Origin of the sequence: Pseudomonas sp. OA65 (assembly GCF_017498305.1) — a bacterium.
Classification (GTDB): domain Bacteria; phylum Pseudomonadota; class Gammaproteobacteria; order Pseudomonadales; family Pseudomonadaceae; genus Aquipseudomonas; species Aquipseudomonas zanjanensis.
This window is the reverse complement of the sequence record NZ_JAGDEZ010000005.1, coordinates 37399-56916: the sequence shown is the minus strand read 5'-3', so window position 1 is coordinate 56916 and position 19518 is coordinate 37399. Positions and strand designations below refer to the sequence as shown.

The following is a 19518-nucleotide window of genomic DNA, read 5'->3' as shown; positions in this document are numbered from 1 at the left end:
AGACTTTTTACCTTAAGCCAGGCTTAACGGCGGGGGCGTTGGCCTTGGGCGCTTGGCTGTTGCAGTGATATAGTTCGCCGCCGGTTCGCTGCCCGGCGGTACCGGCGCTTGTCGGCTGCCCAGGGCATTCGAATGTGAGGCTGCATCGCAAGGAGTTTAGATGAGTGCCGACAACGCCTACGCGGTCGAGCTGAAGGGACTGTCCTTCAAGCGAGGGACGCGCAGCATTTTCAATGACATCGATATTCGCATACCACGGGGCAAGGTCACCGGCATCATGGGGCCATCCGGGTGTGGCAAGACCACGCTGCTGCGGCTGATGGGGGCACAACTGCGCCCCAACGCCGGCGAAGTCTGGGTCAATGGCCAGAATCTTCCGCAATTGTCTCGTAGCGACCTGTTCGATGCGCGCAAGCACATGGGCGTGTTGTTCCAGAGCGGTGCATTGTTTACCGACCTCGATGTGTTCGAGAACGTGGCGTTCCCGCTGCGGGTCCACACCGACCTGCCGGAAGAAATGATCCGCGACATCGTTCTGCTCAAGTTGCAGGCCGTCGGGCTGCGTGGCGCCATCGACCTGATGCCGGACGAGCTGTCCGGTGGCATGAAGCGTCGTGTCGCGCTGGCGCGGGCGATTGCCCTCGATCCGAAGATCCTCATGTACGACGAGCCCTTTGTCGGCCAGGACCCGATCGCCATGGGCGTGCTCGTGCGCCTGATCCGCCTGCTCAACGATGCGCTGGGCATCACCAGTATCGTGGTCTCCCACGACCTGGCCGAGACCGCGAGCATTGCCGACTACATCTATGTGGTCGGCGATGGCCAGGTGCTGGGGCAGGGCACGCCGCAGGAACTGGTGGATTCGGACAATCCGCGCATTCGCCAATTCATGAAGGGGGATCCGGACGGGCCGGTGGCGTTCCATTTTCCGGCCACGGATTACCGTACCGATCTGTTGGGGAAGCGCTGATGCGCAAGAAATCACTGTTGGAAAGAATTCGCTTGTTCGGTCGCTCCGGCATCGACGTGGTGGCGGTGCTGGGCCGTTCCTCGCTGTTTCTGATGCACGCCTTGCTCGGTCGCAATTCGACGGGCGGCGGCTTTGGCCTGCTGGTCAAGCAGTTGCACTCGGTGGGCGTGATGTCCCTGGTGATCATCGTGGTCTCCGGGATCTTCATCGGCATGGTGCTGGCGCTGCAAGGCTTCAGCATTTTGTCCAGCTACGGTTCGGAGCAGGCGGTCGGGCAGATGGTCGCCCTGACGCTGCTGCGCGAGCTTGGCCCCGTGGTGACCGCGCTGCTGTTCGCCGGGCGTGCCGGTTCGGCGCTGACGGCTGAAATCGGTAACATGAAGTCCACCGAGCAACTGTCGAGCCTGGAAATGATCGGTGTCGACCCGCTCAAGTACATCATTGCCCCGCGCCTGTGGGCCGGCTTCATTTCCCTGCCGGTGCTGGCGATGATTTTCAGCGTCGTGGGGATCTGGGGTGGCTCCTGGGTAGCCGTCGACTGGCTGGGGGTCTATGAAGGTTCCTACTGGTCGAACATGCAGAACAGCGTCGACTTCCTCGACGATGTCCTCAATGGCGTGATCAAAAGTGCCGTGTTCGCGTTCGTCGTGACCTGGATCGCCGTGTTCCAAGGCTATGACTGTGAGCCCACTTCAGAGGGGATCAGCCGTGCCACAACCAAGACCGTGGTGTACGCCTCGCTGGCGGTCCTGGGCCTTGACTTTATTCTGACCGCCTTGATGTTTGGAGATTTCTGATGCAAAACCGCACCCTGGAAATCGGTGTCGGCCTTTTCTTGCTGGCTGGCATCCTGGCTTTGCTGCTGCTGGCCCTGCGGGTCAGTGGACTGGCGCCGACGGCAAGCACCGATACTTATAAACTTTATGCCAACTTCGACAATATTGCCGGTTTGACGGTCAGAGCCAAGGTGACCATGGCCGGTGTGACCATCGGCAAGGTCACGGCAATCGATCTGAACCGCGAGGATTTCACCGGTCGGGTGACGCTGCAGCTGGAAAAGCGCGTGGACAACCTGCCGACTGACTCCACGGCATCTATCCTCACGGCTGGGCTGCTGGGCGAGAAGTACATTGGCATCAGCGTGGGTGGCGAAGACGCCGTGCTCAAGGACGGTGGCGTGATCCATGACACGCAGTCGTCCCTGGTGCTCGAGGACCTGATCGGTAAATTCCTGCTCAATACCGTTAGCAAAGACGCCAAATGAGGAGCTTTTGAATGATCTCTATCTTGCGACGTAGCCTGTTGGTGCTGCTCGCGGCGCTGCCGTTGATGGCCAACGCCGTGGCCGCGCCTTCGGCCCATGACATCATCCAGGACACGACCACCCGGTTGCTGGCGGACCTTGCCGCCAACAAAGAGAAATACAAGCAGGATCCCAGCGCGTTCTATGACGCGCTGAACGGCATCGTCGGCCCTGTGGTGGACGCCGATGGCATCTCCAAGAGCATCATGACCGTCAAGTACTCGCGCAAGGCCACCCCGGCGCAGATGACCCGCTTCCAGGAAAACTTCAAGCGCAGCCTGATGCAGTTCTATGGCAACGCCTTGCTGGAGTACAACAACCAGGGCATCACCGTTTCCCCGGCCAAGGATGAAAGCGGCACCCGCACCAGCGTCGATATGCAGGTCAAGGGCAACAACGGCGCGGTCTACCCTGTGTCCTACACACTCGAGAAAATCAACGGCGAGTGGAAAGTACGCAACGTGATCATCAATGGCATCAACATCGGCAAGCTGTTCCGCGATCAGTTCGCCGACGCCATGCAGCGCAATGGCAACGACCTGGACAAGACCATCGACGGTTGGGCCGGTGAAGTCGCCAAGGCCAAGGAAGTGACCGAAGAAGCCAAAGAGAAGCAGGAACAATGATCGAGTCGGTGAGTGAGTCGGCCGTTCGTCTGGGCGGGGCCGGTGAGCTGCTGCTCAGCGGCGTGCTGGATTACCGCACTGGACCTGCCCTGCGCAAGCAGGGGCAGGCGCTGATCAAGTCCATCGGCGGTGCCGAGGTGGTGATTGACTGTTCGGCGGTGCAGAAGTCCAGCAGTGTCGGCTTGTCGCTGCTGCTGTGTTTCATGCGGGACGCCAAGGCGGCCGGCAAAACGTGGAGCATCCGTGGGATGCCCGAAGACATGCGCGAAATAGCCCAGGTCAGCGAGCTGACCGAGCTGTTGGCGCACCCCTGACCCACATTGTTGGAAAAGCCCCTCTGTCAGAGTCCTGCTTCGCGGGGTTCGCAGGCGCGGGGCTTTTTTGTATGATGTGCGACCCGCGCGCACAGGGCGCCGATTGAGGTTGAGCATGCAGGCTGTAGAAGTGAAGAGCTTCCTTGAAGGAAAGCTGCCTGGTACGAAGGTGGAAGTTGAAGGCGAAGGCTGCAATTTCCAGCTGAACGTAATCAGCGATGAACTGGCGGCGTTGAGCCCAGTGAAGCGTCAGCAGAGCATCTATGCCCATTTGAACCCATGGATCGCCGATGGCAGCATCCACGCGGTCACGATGAAATTTTTCAGCAGCGCGGCCTGGGCCGAGCGCACCTGAGCCCAAGGGCCTCGAGATTCTTATGGATAAACTGATTATTACCGGCGGCGCTCGTCTTGATGGCGAAATCCGTATTTCCGGGGCAAAGAACTCCGCCCTGCCAATCCTGGCCGCGACCCTGCTGTGCGACGGTCCTGTGACCGTGGCCAACCTGCCGCACCTGCACGACATCACCACGATGATCGAGCTGTTCGGCCGCATGGGCATCGAGCCGGTGATCGACGAGAAGCTCAGCGTCGAGATCGACCCACGCACCATCAAGACCCTGGTCGCCCCGTACGAGCTGGTGAAGACCATGCGCGCGTCGATCCTGGTATTGGGTCCGATGGTCGCCCGTTTCGGTGAAGCCGAAGTCGCCTTGCCTGGCGGTTGCGCCATTGGCTCGCGTCCGGTGGACCTGCACATTCGCGGCCTGGAAGCCATGGGCGCGGTGATCGACGTCGAAGGTGGCTACATCAAGGCCAAGGCACCGGAAGGTGGCTTGCGCGGTGCGCACTTCTTCTTCGACACCGTCAGCGTGACCGGTACCGAGAACATCATGATGGCCGCCGCACTGGCCAAGGGCCGTAGCGTGCTGCAGAACGCCGCCCGTGAGCCTGAAGTGGTCGACCTGGCGAACTTCCTGATCGCCATGGGCGCCAAGATCAGCGGCGCCGGCACCGACACCATCACCATCGATGGCGTCGAGCGCCTGCATTCGGCCACCTACAAGGTGATGCCGGACCGGATCGAAACCGGCACCTATCTGGTGGCTGCTGCCGTCACCGGTGGCCGCGTCAAGGTCAAGGACACCGATCCGACCATCCTTGAAGCCGTCCTGGAAAAACTCAAGGAAGCCGGTGCCGAAGTCACCTGCGGCGAAGACTGGATCGAAGTGAACATGCACGGCAAGCGGCCCAAGGCTGTCAACGTGCGGACCGCTCCATACCCGGCGTTCCCGACCGACATGCAGGCGCAGTTCATCTCCCTCAACGCCATTGCCGAAGGCACTGGTGCGGTGATCGAGACGATCTTCGAAAACCGCTTCATGCACGTCTACGAGCTGCACCGCATGGGCGCCAAGATCCAGGTCGAGGGCAACACCGCCATCGTCACGGGCACCGAGAAGCTCAAGGGTGCGCCAGTCATGGCCACCGACCTGCGGGCTTCGGCCAGCCTGGTCATCTCGGCCCTGGTTGCCGAAGGCGATACCCTGATCGACCGCATCTACCACATCGACCGTGGCTACGAGTGCATCGAAGAAAAACTGCAGATGCTCGGCGCCAAGATCCGCCGCGTGCCGGGCTAGTTCCGGCTGCATGGGCGCAGGGACGTGCCCGTTGATTTCGTTTCAGGTCGAGGGTGGTTGCACCCTCGATGTGTGTTCGGCGCCGCTTGCGACCGGGCATGAGTACCTTGATAAGGACTGACGTTTCCCATGTTGACCATCGCACTGTCCAAGGGCCGCATCCTTGACGACACCCTGCCGCTTCTGGCTGAAGCGGGCATCGTGCCGACCGAGAATCCGGACAAGAGCCGCAAGCTGATCATCCCCACGACCCAGGCCGACGTGCGCTTGCTGATCGTGCGTGCCACCGACGTGCCGACCTACGTGGAACATGGTGCCGCCGACCTGGGCGTCGCCGGCAAGGACGTGCTGATGGAATACGGCGGCCAGGGCCTGTACGAGCCCCTGGACCTGCGGATCGCCCGCTGCAAGCTGATGACCGCCGGGAAAGTCGGCGCGCCGGAGCCCAAGGGGCGCCTGCGGGTGGCGACCAAGTTCGTCAACATTGCCAAGCGTTACTACGCCGAGCAGGGCCGCCAGGTCGACATCATCAAGCTGTACGGTTCGATGGAGCTGGCGCCGCTGATCGGCCTGGCAGACAAGATCATCGACGTGGTCGACACCGGCAACACCCTGCGGGCCAACGGCCTGGAACCCCAGGACTTCATCGCTGACATCACCTCCCGGTTGGTCGTCAACAAGGCGTCGATGAAAATGCAGCATGCTCGTATCCAGGCTCTGATCGATACCCTGCGCAAGGCAGTGGAATCGCGACACCGCGGCTGATTCACCTGCGCGACCTTGAGTCGCGCCCGTCTATCCGTGTCATAGCCAATTTTCTCAGGTGCCCACGCGAATGGACTGGTAGCTTAGGGCGCCTGAGCATTTGCCATTAATGAGGCCTTCGCTATGACCGCTCCCACTTCGATTCGCCGACTCAACGCTGCCGACCCGGATTTCGCACATCATCTGGATCATCTGCTGAGCTGGGAAAGCGTGTCTGACGACTCGGTCAATCAGCGGGTGCTGGACATCATCAAGGCCGTACGCGAGCGTGGCGATGCCGCCCTGGTGGAATTCACCCAGAAATTCGACGGCCTGCAAGTGGCGTCCATGGCTGACCTGATCCTGCCGCGCGAGCGCCTGGAACTGGCCCTGACCCGGATCACCGTGCCCCAGCGCGAAGCCTTGGAAAAAGCCGCGTCCCGGGTCCGTGACTATCACGAAAGGCAGAAACAGGACTCCTGGAGCTACACCGAAGCCGACGGCACCGTGCTGGGCCAGAAGGTCACGCCGCTGGACCGCGCTGGGCTGTACGTGCCGGGGGGCAAGGCGTCCTATCCGTCCTCGGTGCTGATGAACGCCATCCCGGCCAAGGTCGCCGGCGTGACCGAAGTGGTCATGGTCGTCCCGACCCCTCGGGGTGAAATCAACGAGTTGGTGCTGGCCGCCGCGTGCATCGCTGGCGTGGACCGGGTGTTCACCATTGGCGGTGCCCAGGCCGTGGCGGCGCTGGCCTATGGCACCGAAAGCGTGCCACGGGTGGACAAGGTGGTCGGCCCGGGCAACATCTATGTCGCCACGGCCAAGCGCCACGTGTTTGGCCAGGTCGGCATCGACATGATCGCCGGTCCTTCGGAAATCCTCGTGGTGTGCGACGGCCAGACCGATCCTGACTGGATCGCCATGGACCTGTTTTCCCAGGCCGAGCACGACGAAGACGCCCAGGCGATCCTGGTCAGCCCGGACGCCGAGTTCCTCGACAAGGTGGCCGCGAGCATCGACAAGCTGTTGCCGACCATGGACCGCGCCGAAATCATCAACACGTCGATCAATGGCCGAGGCGCGCTGATCAAGGTCGATGACATGGCGCAGGCCATCGAAGTCGCCAACCGCATCGCGCCGGAACACCTGGAGTTGTCGGTCGCCGACCCGCAGGCTTGGTTGCCGCAGATCCGCCACGCCGGTGCGATTTTCATGGGCCGTCACACCAGCGAGGCCTTGGGTGATTATTGCGCAGGCCCTAACCATGTATTGCCGACGTCCGGCACCGCGCGGTTCTCGTCGCCTCTGGGGGTGTACGACTTCCAGAAACGCTCGTCGATCATCTTCTGCTCCGAGCAGGGCGCCTCCGAACTGGGCAAGACCGCTTCGGTGCTGGCCCGTGGCGAATCGCTGAGCGCCCACGCCCGCAGCGCCGAGTACCGCATTCTTGATGAGAACGCCATTGAAGGGCAGGGGAACTGAAATGAGTAAATTCTGGAGCCCGTTCGTCAAGAACCTGGTGCCCTACGTGCCGGGTGAACAGCCGAAACTGACCCGGTTGGTCAAGCTCAACACCAACGAGAACCCCTACGGCCCATCGCCCAAGGCCCTGGCGGCGATGCAGGCTGAGCTGAACGACAATCTGCGCCTGTATCCGGATCCCAACAGTGATTTGCTCAAAGGCGCTGTAGCCCGGTATTACGGCGTGCAGAGCAACCAGGTGTTCCTGGGTAACGGCTCGGATGAAGTGCTGGCGCACGTTTTTCACGGCCTGTTGCAGCACGACCAGCCGCTGTTGTTCCCGGACATCAGCTACAGCTTCTATCCGGTGTACTGCGGCCTGTACGGTATTCAGTTCGAGGCGGTGCCGCTGGATGCACAATTCCAGATTCACCCGGCCGACTACGCCAAGCCCAACGGCGGGATCATTTTCCCCAACCCGAACGCGCCGACCGGCTGCCTGCTGGCGCTGGAGGCGGTCGAGCGGATCCTCAAGGCCAGCCCGGATTCGGTGGTGGTGGTCGACGAGGCCTATATCGACTTCGGCGGCGAGACGGCTATCAGCCTGGTAGATCGTTATCCGAACCTGCTGGTGACCCAGACCCTGTCCAAGTCCCGCTCGCTGGCGGGCCTGCGCGTGGGCCTGGCGGTGGGGCATCCGGACCTGATCGAAGCGCTGGAGCGGATCAAGAACAGCTTCAACTCCTACCCGTTGGATCGCCTGGCGAATGTCGGCGGCGCGGCGGCGTTCGATGATCGCGAGTATTTCGACCGGACCTGCCGGTTGGTCATCGAGCACCGTGAATGGGTCGTGGCCCAATTGGAAGCCAAGGGTTTCGAAGTATTGCCCTCGGCAGCCAACTTCATCTTCGCCCGCCACCCCCGGCACGATGCGGCAGGGTTGGCGGCGAAACTGCGGGAGCAAGGTGTGATCGTGCGGCACTTCAAGCAGGAGCGGATTGCCCAGTTCCTGCGGATCAGCATCGGCACCCCGGAACAGAACCAGGCCTTGATCGGAGCCCTCGGCGAACTCTGAAACCCTGCACTGAGCCTGTGGAGTCTGTGGAGTCTGTGGGAGCAAAGCTTGCTCGCGAAAGCGGTGTGTCAGTCACTTCGATGCTGGCTGAACTGACGCCTTCGCGAGCAGGCTCGCTCCCACAGTTGTTTTGTGGTGTTCACAGGATCTGCATACCGCCGCAAATCCCCTGTGGGAGCGGGCTTGCTCGCGAAGGCGGTGTGTCAGTCACTTCGATGCTGGCTGAACTGACGCCTTCGCGAGCAGGCTCGCTCCCACAGTTGTTTTGTGGTGTTCACAGAATCTGCATACCGCCGCAAATCCCCTGTGGGAGCGAGCCTGCTCGCGATGGGGCCTTTGGATCAGACCCTGAACTGGTTGATCAACCGCCGCTGCTGCTCTGCCAGTTTGGTCAGCCCGGCGCTGGCCGCGCTGGATTCGTCGGCACCGCTGGCCACTTCGTTCGCCACTTGCCCGATGTTGATCACGTTGCGGTTGATGTCATCGGCCACGGCGCTCTGTTCCTCGGCAGCGCTGGCGATCTGGGTGTTCATGTCGTTGATCACCGACACCGCCTGGGTAATCGTCTCCAAGGCCTGGGCCGCTTTCGCCGCATGCTGCACGCTTTCATCGGTGCGATGTTGGCTGTCTTCCATCACCCGCACCACATCCCGGGTGCCTTGTTGCAGTTGCTGGATCATTGCCTGGATTTCTTCAGTCGCCTGCTGGGTCTTCTGCGCCAGGTTGCGCACTTCATCGGCGACCACCGCGAAACCACGGCCCTGTTCACCGGCCCGGGCGGCTTCGATGGCTGCGTTGAGGGCCAACAGGTTGGTCTGCTCGGCGATCCCGCGGATGGCGGTGAGGATCGCGTTGATGTTCTCGCTGTCCCTGGCCAGGGTCTGCACCACACCCACCGCCTTGCCGATTTCCACGGCCAGAGCACCAATGGAGGTGGAAGTGTCCTGGACGATCTGCATCCCCTGGCTGGCGGCTTGGTCCGCATGGCTGGCGGCTTGGGCGGCTTGGGTCGCGTTGCGGGCCACGTCCTGGGCGGTGGCGGTCATTTCGTGCACGGCCGTGGCGACCTGATCGATCTCTGACATTTGCTTGTGCACACCCTGGTTGGTGCGGATCGCGATATCGGCGGTGTGCTCCGACGAATCGCTGACACTCTGCACCGAGGTCACTACCTGGGTGATCATGCCCTGCAGCTTGCTCAGGAAGGTGTTGAAGCCCCTGGCGATCGCCCCTAGTTCATCGGCGCGGTCGCTCACCAGGCGACGGGTCAGGTCGCCTTCGCCCTGGGCGATGTCATCGAGCATCGCCACCATTTGCTTGAGTGGCCGGGCAATGCCGTGGCCCACCAGCCAGATCACCAGCAGACCGATCCCTGCAATCACCAGGCCCACCATCGCCATGCCGAAGATGTCGGTCTGGCGCCGATCGTCGAGGTCCTGCTGCAATGCTTGCAGGTCGGCCATGACCGCATTCAGTGGCAGTTGCAGCATCAGCGTCCAGCGGGCGTTGGTCTCGCCGATGCCGAACGGCATGTACACCTCGATATGCCCGTGGGCTTCGTCGATGTCGTAACGCACTTCGCCGACGCCCAGCTTGGCCAGATTATCCAGCTCGTTGGCGTCCAGCAGGTCGCTGGCCTTCTCCCCGAGTTTGCTCGGGTCCTTGGTGAAGGCCACCAGCCGGTTGTTGTTCGAGAGCAAGGCCATTTCCCCGGCGCCGTCGTACAGCTTGCCGTCGGCGGCCACGAGCATGTCCTGGATGAAGTTCACCGACAGGTCGGCACCGACGATGCCCTGGAACTTGCCCTCAATCATGATCGGTTCGATGAACGAGGCGAGCATGGTCATCGTGCTGCCGACCCGGTAGGGGGCCGGGTCGATCACGCAGGCTTTCTTGCTGTCCTGGGAGCACAGGTAGTACTCACTGGCGCGAATGCCGGTGGAGAGTAGCTTCTGATCGGTCACATCGGCGAGCTTTTCCAGGCCCAGGGAGCCGTCCTGGTTGCGAAACCACCAAGGCAGGAAACGCCCGTTGGTTTCCATGCCCAGCACCGGGCTGTCCACGTAATTGGCGTCGTCGTGGTCGATGGCATTCGGCTCCCAGGCGATGTAGGCGCCGAGGATTTTCGGGTTGCGTACGACGGTTTCCCGCAACAGGCTGATCATCTGCTCACGGGGCACCTTCAGTTGCGGGTTGCCGTCCGCGCCGTTCATGCCCATCAAGGCATTCGTGGTGGCCAGGCCGCGGGCGAGCAACAGCGGGGCTTCCAATTCCCGCTGGATCAGGCTGGCCTGGGTGCGCGCCAGGGCACTGAGGCGTTGTTCGATGAGTTGTTCGAACTGCGCCTTGGTTCGCTGTTGCACCATCTCCTGGGTGCGGGCACCGGCAAACAGCGCGTACAGCACAAGGGCGCCGACCACGCTGAGCACGATGGCACCGGCCAGGGCGGCCACGGAAAACTGGATCGATCTGAATTTCATAAAGACTCCGGACGCGGAAATGACGCCTGGGATCTTTATCGGCGTTTCCGTGGCGCGACATGAGGCGCTGTTCGTCGGGTGACTGTTTTGGCTAGGTGGGTGTCGCAAATGGGCGCGGTGGATCTTTCTAAAAAAACGTAATCCCCTCGTTGTGTATCTGGCGCCGATACAAATCAAGGCCTAGGATACGCCCACGTTTCCAGGGAGCTTCTTTTACATGAACAAGACATTGATGGTGAGTGCTCTGAGCGCGGCGCTGCTGCTCGCCGGTTGCCAGTCGGTCAATACCACCAGCGGCGGAGCCGTGGGCGTGGAACGCAAGCAGTACATGTTCAGCATGCTGTCGACCGACCAGGTCAACCAGATGTACGCCCAGTCCTATCAAAAGACGATGGGCGAGGCGAGTGCCCAGGGCGTGCTGGACAAGACCAGCAGCGATGCCAAGCGTGTCCAGGCCATCTCCAGTCGGCTGATCGCCCAGGCGCCGGTGTTCCGTCCGGATTCGGCGCAATGGAACTGGGAAGTGAACCTGATCAAGAGCGACGAGCTCAACGCCAGCTGCGGCCCTGGTGGGAAAATCATTTTCTACACCGGCTTGATCAATAAGCTGAAGCTCACCGACGATGAAATCGCCGCGATCATCGGCCACGAAATCGCCCACGCCCTGCGCGAGCACGGGCGCGAAGCGATGTCCAAAGCCTACGGCATTGAAATGGCCAAGCAGGGCGCCGGTGCCTTGTTCGGCCTCGGCCAGGACAGCCTGGCATTGGCCGACACCGTCGCCAACTACGGCATGACCTTGCCCAACAGTCGTGGCAACGAGAACGAAGCCGACCTGATCGGCCTCGAACTGGCCGCCCGCGCCGGCTATGACCCGAACGCGGCGATCACCTTGTGGAACAAGATGGCCAAGGCTTCGGAAGGCGCGCCACCGGAATTCATGAGCACCCACCCGTCGTCGAGCAGCCGTATCGCTTCGTTGCAGGCGGCGATACCGAAGGTGATGCCGCTGTATCAGCAGGCGAAGAAATAGCTGCAAGCTACAAGCTACAAGCTACAAGCTACAAGCTACAAGCGAAGCAGAACCGCCTTTGCTTGCAGCTTGAGGCTTGCAGCTCGCAGCTGCTACAAAGCCCTATACACCGCCACGATCGCCAGGACGAAGAACGCCGAGGCGGCCAGGCGGCGGATCAGGGTCAGGGGCAGCTTCTCGGCGGCGAAATTGCCCGCCAGGACCACCGGCACGTTGGCAATCAACATGCCCACGGTGGTGCCGATGATCACCAGCCACAGCTCCGGGTATTGCGCGGCGAGCATCACCGTGGCGATCTGGGTCTTGTCGCCGATTTCCGCCAGGAAGAATGCGATCAGCGTGGTCAGGAACGGTCCGAACTTGCGGGCCGTGTTGGCTTCTTCATCGTCCAGTTTGTCCGGGACCAAAGTCCACAGTGCCGTGGCCGCGAAGCTGGCCGCCAGTATCCAGTGCAAGACTGCGTCGGAGAAAAAACCGCTGACCCAGGCGCCGACCGCGCCGGCCGCCGCATGGTTGGCCAGGGTCGCGGCGACGATGCCGGCGATGATCGGCCAGGGTTTGCGAAAGCGAGCGGCCAGGATGAGCGCGAGCAATTGCGTCTTGTCGCCGATTTCGGCCAGCGCAACGATCGCCGTGGGTACGAGGAGTGAGTCCAGCATCAGGGATTTCCTAAAGGGGCGGGTCGACACGGCTATGACACGTACAGCCTTCCCGCCCCGGGTAAGGTGTGCGTGTCATAGGTCTTGTCAAACCCAGCGACCATCTGCGTGGACGCTTGGGCCGCATACGCCATGGTCTGCTGACCAAGTATGTTGACGTATGCCGGGCGAGCATGGTGCTCGCGGGAGACTACTCCCCTAGGACGGAGCGGATTCTGCCTAGGCAAATCCGATTGAGCAAGTGCTGTTTCCGAAAAAAACTCAACCGCGCTTGGCCCGGTAGATGCGAAAGCCCTGGCCTTCGGCCTTGATTGCGCACGCGCCCAGATGCTCTTCGATCAACGGTTGGTACTTGAGGAAACTGTTGGCAACAAGCCGAAGTTCGCCACCGTTTTTCAGATGTTTGGCCGCTTTTCGCAGCAGGTTCTCCGTGGCGTGGTAATCGGTGTGCACGCCGACATGGAACGGTGGGTTGCTCAGGATCGCGCTCAAACCCATCGGCGCGGCGTCGATGCCGTCACCGGTCAGCACCTCGGCTTCCAGTCCATTGGCGGCCAGGGTCAGACGGCTGCTGGCGGCGGCGAAAGCGTCCACGTCCAACAGGGTGACGGTATTGTGCGGATAGCGACGTTTGACCGCCGCCCCCAGCACCCCGGCACCGCAGCCGAAGTCCAACAGGTGACCACTGGGCAGCTTGTCCAGATGTTCGAGCAGCAGCGCACTGCCGCGATCCAGGCGACCATGGCTGAACACTCCCGGCAGACTGATAACCTTCAGCGGGCCTTCGGCCAGGGGCAGTTCGTAGGTTTGGGCCAGGCTTTCCAGTGGCTTGGCCTCGGGCGCATTCGCGACCGTGACCTGCCATAGCTGGCAGTGCCGCGCGCTATCGAGCTTGCGCGGCTTGCCGAACGGGTTGAGCTGCTTGGACGCCCCTTCGATGCCGCTGCGTTTCTCCCCCACCAGGTACACCTCACGACCAGCCAGGCGCGCCGCCACGGCATTGAGGATGTAATCGGTCAGGTCCTTGGCCTTGGGCAGGAATACCACGGCGGTGTCGAACCCATGCTCGGGGACGTTCACGCCAAAGTGGCTGCGCTCGGGGAAACGAGCATCCAGCGCTGCCTGGTCGCCGGCATGCCAGCACCAGCCATGGGCCTCGGGCAAACGGCCGAGCAGGTCGTCGGCGGGCAGGCCGGCCAACAACACCGAACCCTGGAATAACTCGGCCTGACGAAGCAGTACTTCACTGCGCGGATCCATGGTCTGCTCCTTGAAAAAAAGTGCGGCAGTTTATCAACTGACGACACGCCGCGCTGTACCGCTGAAAAAGCCTTGGGCGTTTTCGCTCATTTGACCGACGATCCGTTGCCGCGCCTCGCGGCTGCCCCAGGCGTTGTGGGGGGTGACGATCAATCGTGGAATATCGCCGGCCAGCAGTGGGTTGCCTTGGACCGGCGGCTCCACGCTCAGCACGTCGGTGGCGGCACCGCCCAAGTGACCCCTGCGCAGGGCCTCGGCCAGGGCCTGTTCGTCGATCAGGCCGCCACGGGCGGTATTGACCACGAACGCACCGGGTTTGAGCAGTGCCAGTTCGCGGGCGCCGATGAAGTTGCGGGTGTGCTCGTTGAGCGGGCAGTGCAGGGTCAGGGCATCGACCTGTGGCAGCAATTGCTCTAGCGGCAAGCGGTCGGGGCGCGCCGGGCGTCCGGGGATCTGCCCCAGCAGCACGCGCATGCCAAAGGCCTCGGCCAGCCGCCCGACGGCGCTGCCCAACTCGCCATGGCCGAGCAGGCCCAGGGTCTTGCCTTCCAGTTCGACAATTGGATAGTCCAGCAGGCAGAACTGCGACGCCTGCTGCCAGCGGCCTTCTCCCACCGCTTTTTGATAATCGGCCAGGCGCGTCGCCAGGTTCAGCAACAGCATGATGGTGTGCTGGGCCACCGACGGCGTGCCGTAGCCCTGGCAATTGCACACGGTGATGCCGTGGCTGCGGGCGGCTGCCAGGTCGACATTGTTGGTGCCGGTGGCACTGATCAGGATCAGTTTCAGGTCGGGGCTGGCCGCCATGGCCTGGGCATCGATCACGATTTTGTTGGTGATTGCCACGGTGGCGCCCTTGAGCCGCTCGGTCACCTGGTCTGGCGTGGTCCGGGCGAACAGTTGCAGGTCGCTGAAGCAGCTGCGCAGCGGGCCCAGGTCCAGGTCGCCGAGGTCCAGGGAAGGGTGGTCGAGGAAAACGGCGCGAGCGGTGTTCGTCATCAGCTGTACCTTTTATGTCAAGAACCGAAGGCGTAATGTGGCGAGCCTATCAGATGGAATGTGGCTTTGGCCTAGCTCGATGTTGGGGCTAATGAAGATCCTTGTGGCGAGGGGATTTATCCCCGTTGGGCTGCGAAGCAGCCCTGAAACCTGAACACTGGATGTGCCAGACAAAAAATGTCCGAAGCTTCTTGGGGCTGCTTCGCAGCCCAACGGGGATAAATCCCCTCGCCACAGATTCATTTGCCACACAATGATGTTTGTTTTGAGATTTGAGTTAGCCAAGGAGCCCCACCATGTACCTCGCCGAATTTCTCACCGTCGCCCTGATCCACCTGCTGGCCGTTGCCAGCCCCGGGCCGGATTTTGCCGTGGTGGTGCGCGAAAGCGTGACCCATGGCCGGCGCGCCGGGACCTGGACGGCGCTGGGCGTCGGCACGGCGATTTTCCTGCATGTGGGCTATTCGTTGCTGGGCATCGGCCTGATCGTGTCGCAATCGATCGTGCTGTTCAACGCGCTGAAGTGGGCCGCCGCTGCGTACCTGCTGTACATCGGTTTCAAGGCCCTGCGGGCGCAACCGGCCAAGCCGGCCGAGGAAAACCTGCACCAGGAGATCGGTGAGCGTACCGCCCGCGGCGCGTTCATCTCCGGCTTCGTCACCAATGGCCTGAACCCCAAGGCGACGCTGTTTTTCCTGTCGCTGTTCACCGTAGTGATCAACCCGCATACACCGCTGGCGATCCAGGCCGGTTACGGCGTGTACCTGGCGGTGGCGACGGCCGTCTGGTTCTGCCTGGTGGCGCTGCTGTTCAGCCAGCAACGGGTGCGCGCCGGTTTCGCGCGCATGGGCCACTGGTTCGACCGGACCATGGGCGCGGTGCTCGTGGCTATCGGGGTGAAGCTGGCGTTTACCGAGTCGCACTGATCCAGCGCCTACGGTCCCGGACATGGCTCAAGGCTAGTATCTACGCGCTGATCAAATCATTCCTTTGGCTGATTTGATCCGTGTATAAGCGCTCTAGAGTGCTTACTTCCAGCCAAGACCGTGCAGTCAGAAAAGGGACTCTTATGTTGCAGACTCGCGTTATTCCTCCCGCCGAAGGCGCCTATCAATACCCGCTGCTGATCAAGCGGCTGCTGATGTCCGGCACGCGTTACGAGAAAACCCGCGAGATCATTTACCGTGACCAATTGCGCTACAGCTATCCGACGCTGATCGAGCGGGTCGCGCGCCTGGCCAACGTGTTGACCGAGGCGGGGGTCAAGGCCGGCGATACCGTGGCGGTGATGGACTGGGACAGCCATCGCTACCTGGAATGCATGTTCGCGATCCCGATGATCGGCGCGGTGATCCACACCATCAACGTGCGCCTGTCACCGGAGCAGATCGTCTACACCATGAACCACGCCGAGGACCGCTTCGTGCTGGTCAACAGCGAGTTCGTCGGCTTGTACCAGGCGATTGCCGGGCATCTGACCACGGTGGACAAGACCCTGCTGCTGACCGACTTGCCGGAAAAAACCGCCGAGCTGCCGAACCTGGTGGGCGAGTACGAACAATTGCTGGCCGCCGCCGCCCCCACTTACGACTTCCAGGACTTCGACGAGAACTCCGTCGCCACCACGTTCTACACCACCGGCACCACGGGCAACCCCAAGGGCGTGTACTTCACCCATCGGCAACTGGTGCTGCACACCATGGGCGTGGCGACCATCATGGGCTCCATCGACAGCGTGCGGCTGCTGGGCACCAACGACGTGTACATGCCCATCACGCCGATGTTCCATGTCCACGCGTGGGGCCTGCCCTACGTGGCGACCATGCTCGGGCTCAAGCAGGTCTACCCGGGCCGCTACGATCCGGAACTCCTGGTCCAGTTGTGGCGCAAGGAAAAGGTCACCTTTTCCCATTGCGTGCCGACCATCCTGCAAATGGTCCTCAATGCCAAGGGCGCCCAGGACACCGATTTCGACGGCTGGAAAATCGTCATCGGCGGCAGCGCCCTGAACCGCAGCCTGTACGAAGCGGCCAAGGCCCGGGGCATCCAGCTCACCGCCGCCTACGGCATGTCGGAAACCGGCCCGCTGGTGTCCTGCGCCCACCTCAACGCGGAACTGATGGCCGGCAGCGAAGACGAACGCACCACCTACCGGATCAAGGCCGGTGTGCCAGGGCCACTGGTGGAAGCGGCGATCGTCGACACCGAGGGGAATTTCCTGCCGGCCGACGGCGAGACCCAGGGCGAACTGGTGCTGCGTGCGCCGTGGCTCACCGAGGGTTATTTCAACGAGCCGCAGAAGGGCGCCGAGCTCTGGGCCGGCGGCTGGTTGCACACCGGTGACGTCGCCACGCTCGACAACATGGGCTTCATCGACATCCGCGACCGCATCAAGGACGTGATCAAGACCGGTGGCGAATGGATCTCCTCCCTGGACCTGGAAGACCTCATCAGCCGTCACGCAGCGGTACGCGAAGTAGCAGTGGTCGGCATTCCCGATCCGCAGTGGGGCGAGCGGCCGTTTGCCTTGCTGGTGATTCGCGAAGGGCATGAGATCGGGGCTCGCGAACTCAAGGAACACCTCAAGCCGTTCGTCGAGCTGGGGCACTTGAGCAAGTGGGCGATCCCGAGCCAGATCGCCCTTGTTACGGAAATTCCCAAGACCAGCGTCGGCAAGCTCGACAAGAAGCGCATCCGCGTCGACATCACCGAATGGCAGAGCAACAACAGCACCTTCCTGTCCACGCTTTAGGCCCTTTTACCGTGCCCGAAAGGGCACGGCAGCCCCACCAAGCAAGCGCTTGCCTTGTCAAACCGAAAATTTCAGCCATCCTTGCCGTGCCGACATCTGTCGGTCTGGCGAAAGGACTGTTCCAGAGTGGTTGAGGGCTGCAAATCACACTTTAGAGGGATCAAGCCGTACTACCTGCTGGCTATAGTCCGCTCACGGATTCTCAAGAACGGGGCGCACGCACGAAAGGGCGATGCGACTTCGATGGATGTCGGGACGCTGCCGCTCCCCGCCGTCGAGGTGTTCTTGAAATGTCCATTGCCATAACAATAATGCACATGGAGTAGCGTCGATGACCTCAGCAACCACGTTCTGGCGCCGGGCAAAACTGCCTCTGGCGGTCAGTCTCGCCTCTTCGCTCGCCGGGCCTGCATTCGGCGTCAGCTTCAACATCGGTGAAATCGAAGGGCAGTTCGACTCGTCCCTGTCGGTCGGCGCGAGCTGGTCCACGGCCAACGCCAACAAGGACCTGATCGGCGTCAACAACGGCGGCAAGGGTTTGTCGCAGACCTCCGATGACGGCCACCTGAATTTCAAGCGAGGGGAAACCTTCTCGAAGATCTTCAAGGGCATCCATGACCTGGAACTGAAGTACGGCGATACCGGCGTATTCGTGCGCGGCAAGTACTGGTACGACTTCGAACTCAAGGACGAACATCGCCTGTACAAGGACATCAGCGACAGCAACCGCAAGGAAGGCGCCAAGTCCTCCGGCGGGCAGATCCTCGATGCATTCATCTACCACAACTACGCCATAGCCGATCAGCCGGGCTCGGTCCGCCTGGGCAAGCAGGTGGTCAGCTGGGGTGAAAGTACCTTCATCCAGGGTGGCATCAACTCCATCAACCCGGTCGACGTGTCCGCGTTCCGTCGCCCTGGTGCCGAGGTCAAGGAAGGCCTGATCCCGGTGAACATGTTCTACGTCTCCCAGAGCCTGACCGACAACCTGTCGGCCGAGGCGTTCTACCAGTTGGAGTGGGACCAGACCGTGGTGGATAACTGCGGCACGTTCTTCTCCCAGCCGGATGTGATTGCCGATGGGTGTACCGATAATCTGCGGGTGCTGAACAAGCGCTCCAGCATTCCGTTCCCGGGCATCGTTCTCCCGATATTGGAAGGTCAGGGCGTCGACATCAACGAAGAAGGCGTGCTGGTACGGCGTGGCCCGGACCGTGACGCCCGCGATAGCGGCCAGTGGGGCGCGTCGTTGAAGTACATGTTCGAACCGCTGGACACCGAGTTCGGTGCCTACTTCATGAACTACCACAGCCGTGCGCCGATTTTCAGTGCCACCGGTGCCCCTCAATCGGTCTACAACAGTGCGCCTGGCTTTGGTCAATTGGCACCGCTGATCGTGGCGGGCAACTCCAACTATTTTGTTGAATACCCGGAAGACATTCGACTCTACGGCCTGAGCTTTTCCACCACGCTGCCTACCGGTACGGCGTGGAGCGGTGAATTGAGCTATCGCCCCAATGCACCGGTGCAATTGAGCACCACCGACATCCTGTTCGCCGGCGTTCGCCCGCTCGGTGGTCCTGTGTTGGGCAATGCTTCGCTGCTCACGGGTGTGCCAGGCCAGGATCTGCACGGTTATCGCCGCAAGGAAATCACTCAGTTCCAGACCACCTTCACTCACTTCTTGGATCAGGTCATGGGCGCCAGTCGCCTCACACTGGTAGGTGAAGTCGGCGTTACCCATGTTGGAGGCTTGGAAAGCAAGTCGGACCTTCGCTACGGTCGTGACCCCGTCTTTGGTCCGGGTCAACTGCCCGCCGGAGCCTGTGACAGGCTCAATGGCTCTACCGCCACAGGCGGCGGCCAGACCATCAACGACGTGAACAGCAACTGCAACAACGACGGCTTCACCACCTCCACCTCCTGGGGCTACCGCGCGCGCGCCATCTGGGAATACCCGGACGTGTTCGCCGGCGTGAACCTCAAGCCCAACGTGGCCTGGTCCCATGACGTCAAGGGTTACTCGCCAGGCCCTGGCGGCAACTTCGAAGAAGGCCGCAAAGCCGTCAGCCTCGGGCTGGATGCCGAGTACCAGAACACCTACAACGCCAGCCTGGCCTACACCAACTTCTTTGGTGGCGATTACAGCACCGTGGACGATCGCGACTTCCTGGCGCTCAGCGTCGGCGTGACCTTCTAAGC

General features: G+C 61.9%; 18 protein-coding genes and 1 riboswitch. Of the genes, 14 read left to right on the top strand and 4 right to left on the bottom strand.

The features are described 5' to 3' along the window. The first annotated feature begins 160 nt into the window (after positions 1–160). From J3361_RS05850 to hisC, 10 genes are all read left to right on the top strand, one after another. The gene (locus J3361_RS05850; protein ID WP_207963227.1) at positions 161–970 is read left to right on the top strand and encodes an ATP-binding cassette domain-containing protein; all 810 of its coding nucleotides are present in this window, start codon (positions 161–163) and stop codon (positions 968–970) included. Next, the gene (gene mlaE, locus J3361_RS05845; protein ID WP_046063856.1) at positions 970–1767 is read left to right on the top strand and encodes a lipid asymmetry maintenance ABC transporter permease subunit MlaE; all 798 of its coding nucleotides are present in this window, start codon (positions 970–972) and stop codon (positions 1765–1767) included. The genes J3361_RS05850 and mlaE overlap by 1 nt, the downstream gene beginning before the upstream one ends. After that, the gene (gene mlaD, locus J3361_RS05840) at positions 1767–2234 is read left to right on the top strand and encodes an outer membrane lipid asymmetry maintenance protein MlaD (protein ID WP_053118499.1); all 468 of its coding nucleotides are present in this window, start codon (positions 1767–1769) and stop codon (positions 2232–2234) included. Before mlaE ends, mlaD begins: the two co-directional genes overlap by 1 nt. 11 nt (positions 2235–2245) lie before the next feature. Then, the gene (locus J3361_RS05835) at positions 2246–2899 is read left to right on the top strand and encodes an ABC transporter substrate-binding protein (protein WP_092333293.1); all 654 of its coding nucleotides are present in this window, start codon (positions 2246–2248) and stop codon (positions 2897–2899) included. 8 nt (positions 2900–2907) lie between these two features. Further along, positions 2908–3213 (top strand): STAS domain-containing protein, encoded by a 306-nt coding sequence (locus tag J3361_RS05830; protein WP_207963432.1) that lies wholly within the window; start codon positions 2908–2910, stop codon positions 3211–3213. Between the two features lie 115 nt (positions 3214–3328). Further along, a complete protein-coding gene (locus tag J3361_RS05825) occupies positions 3329–3568 on the top strand; it encodes a BolA family protein (protein WP_144922827.1) in 240 nt (79 codons plus the stop codon). Between the two features lie 22 nt (positions 3569–3590). Beyond that, complete coding sequence (gene murA / locus J3361_RS05820) at positions 3591–4856, top strand: UDP-N-acetylglucosamine 1-carboxyvinyltransferase (RefSeq protein ID WP_207963225.1); 1266 nt, start codon at positions 3591–3593, stop codon at positions 4854–4856. Between the two features lie 129 nt (positions 4857–4985). Next, a complete protein-coding gene (hisG, locus tag J3361_RS05815) occupies positions 4986–5621 on the top strand; it encodes an ATP phosphoribosyltransferase (protein ID WP_053118502.1) in 636 nt (211 codons plus the stop codon). Positions 5622–5744: 123 nt separating this feature from the next. Further along, positions 5745–7082: a histidinol dehydrogenase gene (gene hisD / locus J3361_RS05810; RefSeq protein ID WP_207963223.1), complete on the top strand. Its 1338-nt coding sequence runs from the start codon at positions 5745–5747 to the stop codon at positions 7080–7082. A 1-nt stretch (position 7083) separates the two neighbouring features. Then, positions 7084–8136 (top strand): histidinol-phosphate transaminase, encoded by a 1053-nt coding sequence (gene hisC / locus J3361_RS05805; RefSeq protein ID WP_207963221.1) that lies wholly within the window; start codon positions 7084–7086, stop codon positions 8134–8136. A gap of 341 nt (positions 8137–8477) precedes the next feature. On the opposite strand, the gene J3361_RS05800 is transcribed toward hisC, so the two are convergent. Next, entirely contained in the window at positions 8478–10616 is a 2139-nt protein-coding gene (locus tag J3361_RS05800) for a methyl-accepting chemotaxis protein (protein WP_207963220.1), read from the bottom strand. A 217-nt stretch (positions 10617–10833) separates the two neighbouring features. Between J3361_RS05800 and J3361_RS05795 the strand changes: the two genes are divergently transcribed. Next, complete coding sequence (locus tag J3361_RS05795) at positions 10834–11649, top strand: M48 family metallopeptidase (RefSeq protein ID WP_207963219.1); 816 nt, start codon at positions 10834–10836, stop codon at positions 11647–11649. 92 nt (positions 11650–11741) lie between these two features. Here J3361_RS05795 and J3361_RS05790 read toward each other — a convergent pair whose 3' ends face one another. The 3 genes from J3361_RS05790 to J3361_RS05780 all read right to left on the bottom strand — a co-directional run bounded on the left by J3361_RS05790 (position 11742) and on the right by J3361_RS05780 (position 14567). Further along, positions 11742–12305 carry a TMEM165/GDT1 family protein gene (locus J3361_RS05790; RefSeq protein ID WP_207963431.1) on the bottom strand — a complete coding sequence of 188 codons (564 nt, stop codon included), beginning with the start codon at positions 12303–12305 and terminating at the stop codon, positions 11742–11744. Between the two features lie 93 nt (positions 12306–12398). Beyond that, a riboswitch (yybP-ykoY riboswitch) is annotated at positions 12399–12519 on the bottom strand. Between the two features lie 50 nt (positions 12520–12569). Next, a complete protein-coding gene (locus J3361_RS05785) occupies positions 12570–13568 on the bottom strand; it encodes a class I SAM-dependent methyltransferase (protein ID WP_207963218.1) in 999 nt (332 codons plus the stop codon). Between the two features lie 33 nt (positions 13569–13601). After that, positions 13602–14567: a 2-hydroxyacid dehydrogenase gene (locus J3361_RS05780; protein WP_207963217.1), complete on the bottom strand. Its 966-nt coding sequence runs from the start codon at positions 14565–14567 to the stop codon at positions 13602–13604. Between the two features lie 296 nt (positions 14568–14863). Here J3361_RS05780 and J3361_RS05775 point away from each other — a divergent pair, with 296 nt between their 5' ends. The 3 genes from J3361_RS05775 (at position 14864) to J3361_RS05765 (ending at position 19516) form a co-directional block, all read left to right on the top strand. Then, complete coding sequence (locus J3361_RS05775) at positions 14864–15493, top strand: LysE family transporter (protein ID WP_207963216.1); 630 nt, start codon at positions 14864–14866, stop codon at positions 15491–15493. Between the two features lie 143 nt (positions 15494–15636). Next, complete coding sequence (locus J3361_RS05770) at positions 15637–17319, top strand: fatty acid--CoA ligase (RefSeq protein WP_207963215.1); 1683 nt, start codon at positions 15637–15639, stop codon at positions 17317–17319. 331 nt (positions 17320–17650) lie between these two features. Continuing rightward, on the top strand, positions 17651–19516 hold the full coding sequence (locus tag J3361_RS05765) for a DUF1302 domain-containing protein (RefSeq protein ID WP_207963213.1): 1866 nt from the start codon (positions 17651–17653) through the stop codon (positions 19514–19516). Positions 19517–19518 lie beyond the last annotated feature (2 nt).

Excerpts from the sequence above, each read along its gene's own strand:
- J3361_RS05850 (WP_207963227.1), top strand. The coding sequence starts at position 161 with ATGAGTGCCGACAACGCCTACGCGGTCGAGCTGAAGGGACTGTCCTTC.
- mlaE (WP_046063856.1), top strand. The coding sequence starts at position 970 with ATGCGCAAGAAATCACTGTTGGAAAGAATTCGCTTGTTCGGTCGCTCC.
- mlaD (WP_053118499.1), top strand. The coding sequence starts at position 1,767 with ATGCAAAACCGCACCCTGGAAATCGGTGTCGGCCTTTTCTTGCTGGCT.
- J3361_RS05835 (WP_092333293.1), top strand. The coding sequence starts at position 2,246 with ATGATCTCTATCTTGCGACGTAGCCTGTTGGTGCTGCTCGCGGCGCTG.
- J3361_RS05825 (WP_144922827.1), top strand. The coding sequence starts at position 3,329 with ATGCAGGCTGTAGAAGTGAAGAGCTTCCTTGAAGGAAAGCTGCCTGGT.
- murA (WP_207963225.1), top strand. The coding sequence starts at position 3,591 with ATGGATAAACTGATTATTACCGGCGGCGCTCGTCTTGATGGCGAAATC.
- hisG (WP_053118502.1), top strand. The coding sequence starts at position 4,986 with ATGTTGACCATCGCACTGTCCAAGGGCCGCATCCTTGACGACACCCTG.
- hisD (WP_207963223.1), top strand. The coding sequence starts at position 5,745 with ATGACCGCTCCCACTTCGATTCGCCGACTCAACGCTGCCGACCCGGAT.
- hisC (WP_207963221.1), top strand. The coding sequence starts at position 7,084 with ATGAGTAAATTCTGGAGCCCGTTCGTCAAGAACCTGGTGCCCTACGTG.
- J3361_RS05800 (WP_207963220.1), bottom strand. The coding sequence starts at position 10,616 with ATGAAATTCAGATCGATCCAGTTTTCCGTGGCCGCCCTGGCCGGTGCC.
- J3361_RS05795 (WP_207963219.1), top strand. The coding sequence starts at position 10,834 with ATGAACAAGACATTGATGGTGAGTGCTCTGAGCGCGGCGCTGCTGCTC.
- J3361_RS05785 (WP_207963218.1), bottom strand. The coding sequence starts at position 13,568 with ATGGATCCGCGCAGTGAAGTACTGCTTCGTCAGGCCGAGTTATTCCAG.
- J3361_RS05780 (WP_207963217.1), bottom strand. The coding sequence starts at position 14,567 with ATGACGAACACCGCTCGCGCCGTTTTCCTCGACCACCCTTCCCTGGAC.
- J3361_RS05775 (WP_207963216.1), top strand. The coding sequence starts at position 14,864 with ATGTACCTCGCCGAATTTCTCACCGTCGCCCTGATCCACCTGCTGGCC.
- J3361_RS05770 (WP_207963215.1), top strand. The coding sequence starts at position 15,637 with ATGTTGCAGACTCGCGTTATTCCTCCCGCCGAAGGCGCCTATCAATAC.
- J3361_RS05765 (WP_207963213.1), top strand. The coding sequence starts at position 17,651 with ATGACCTCAGCAACCACGTTCTGGCGCCGGGCAAAACTGCCTCTGGCG.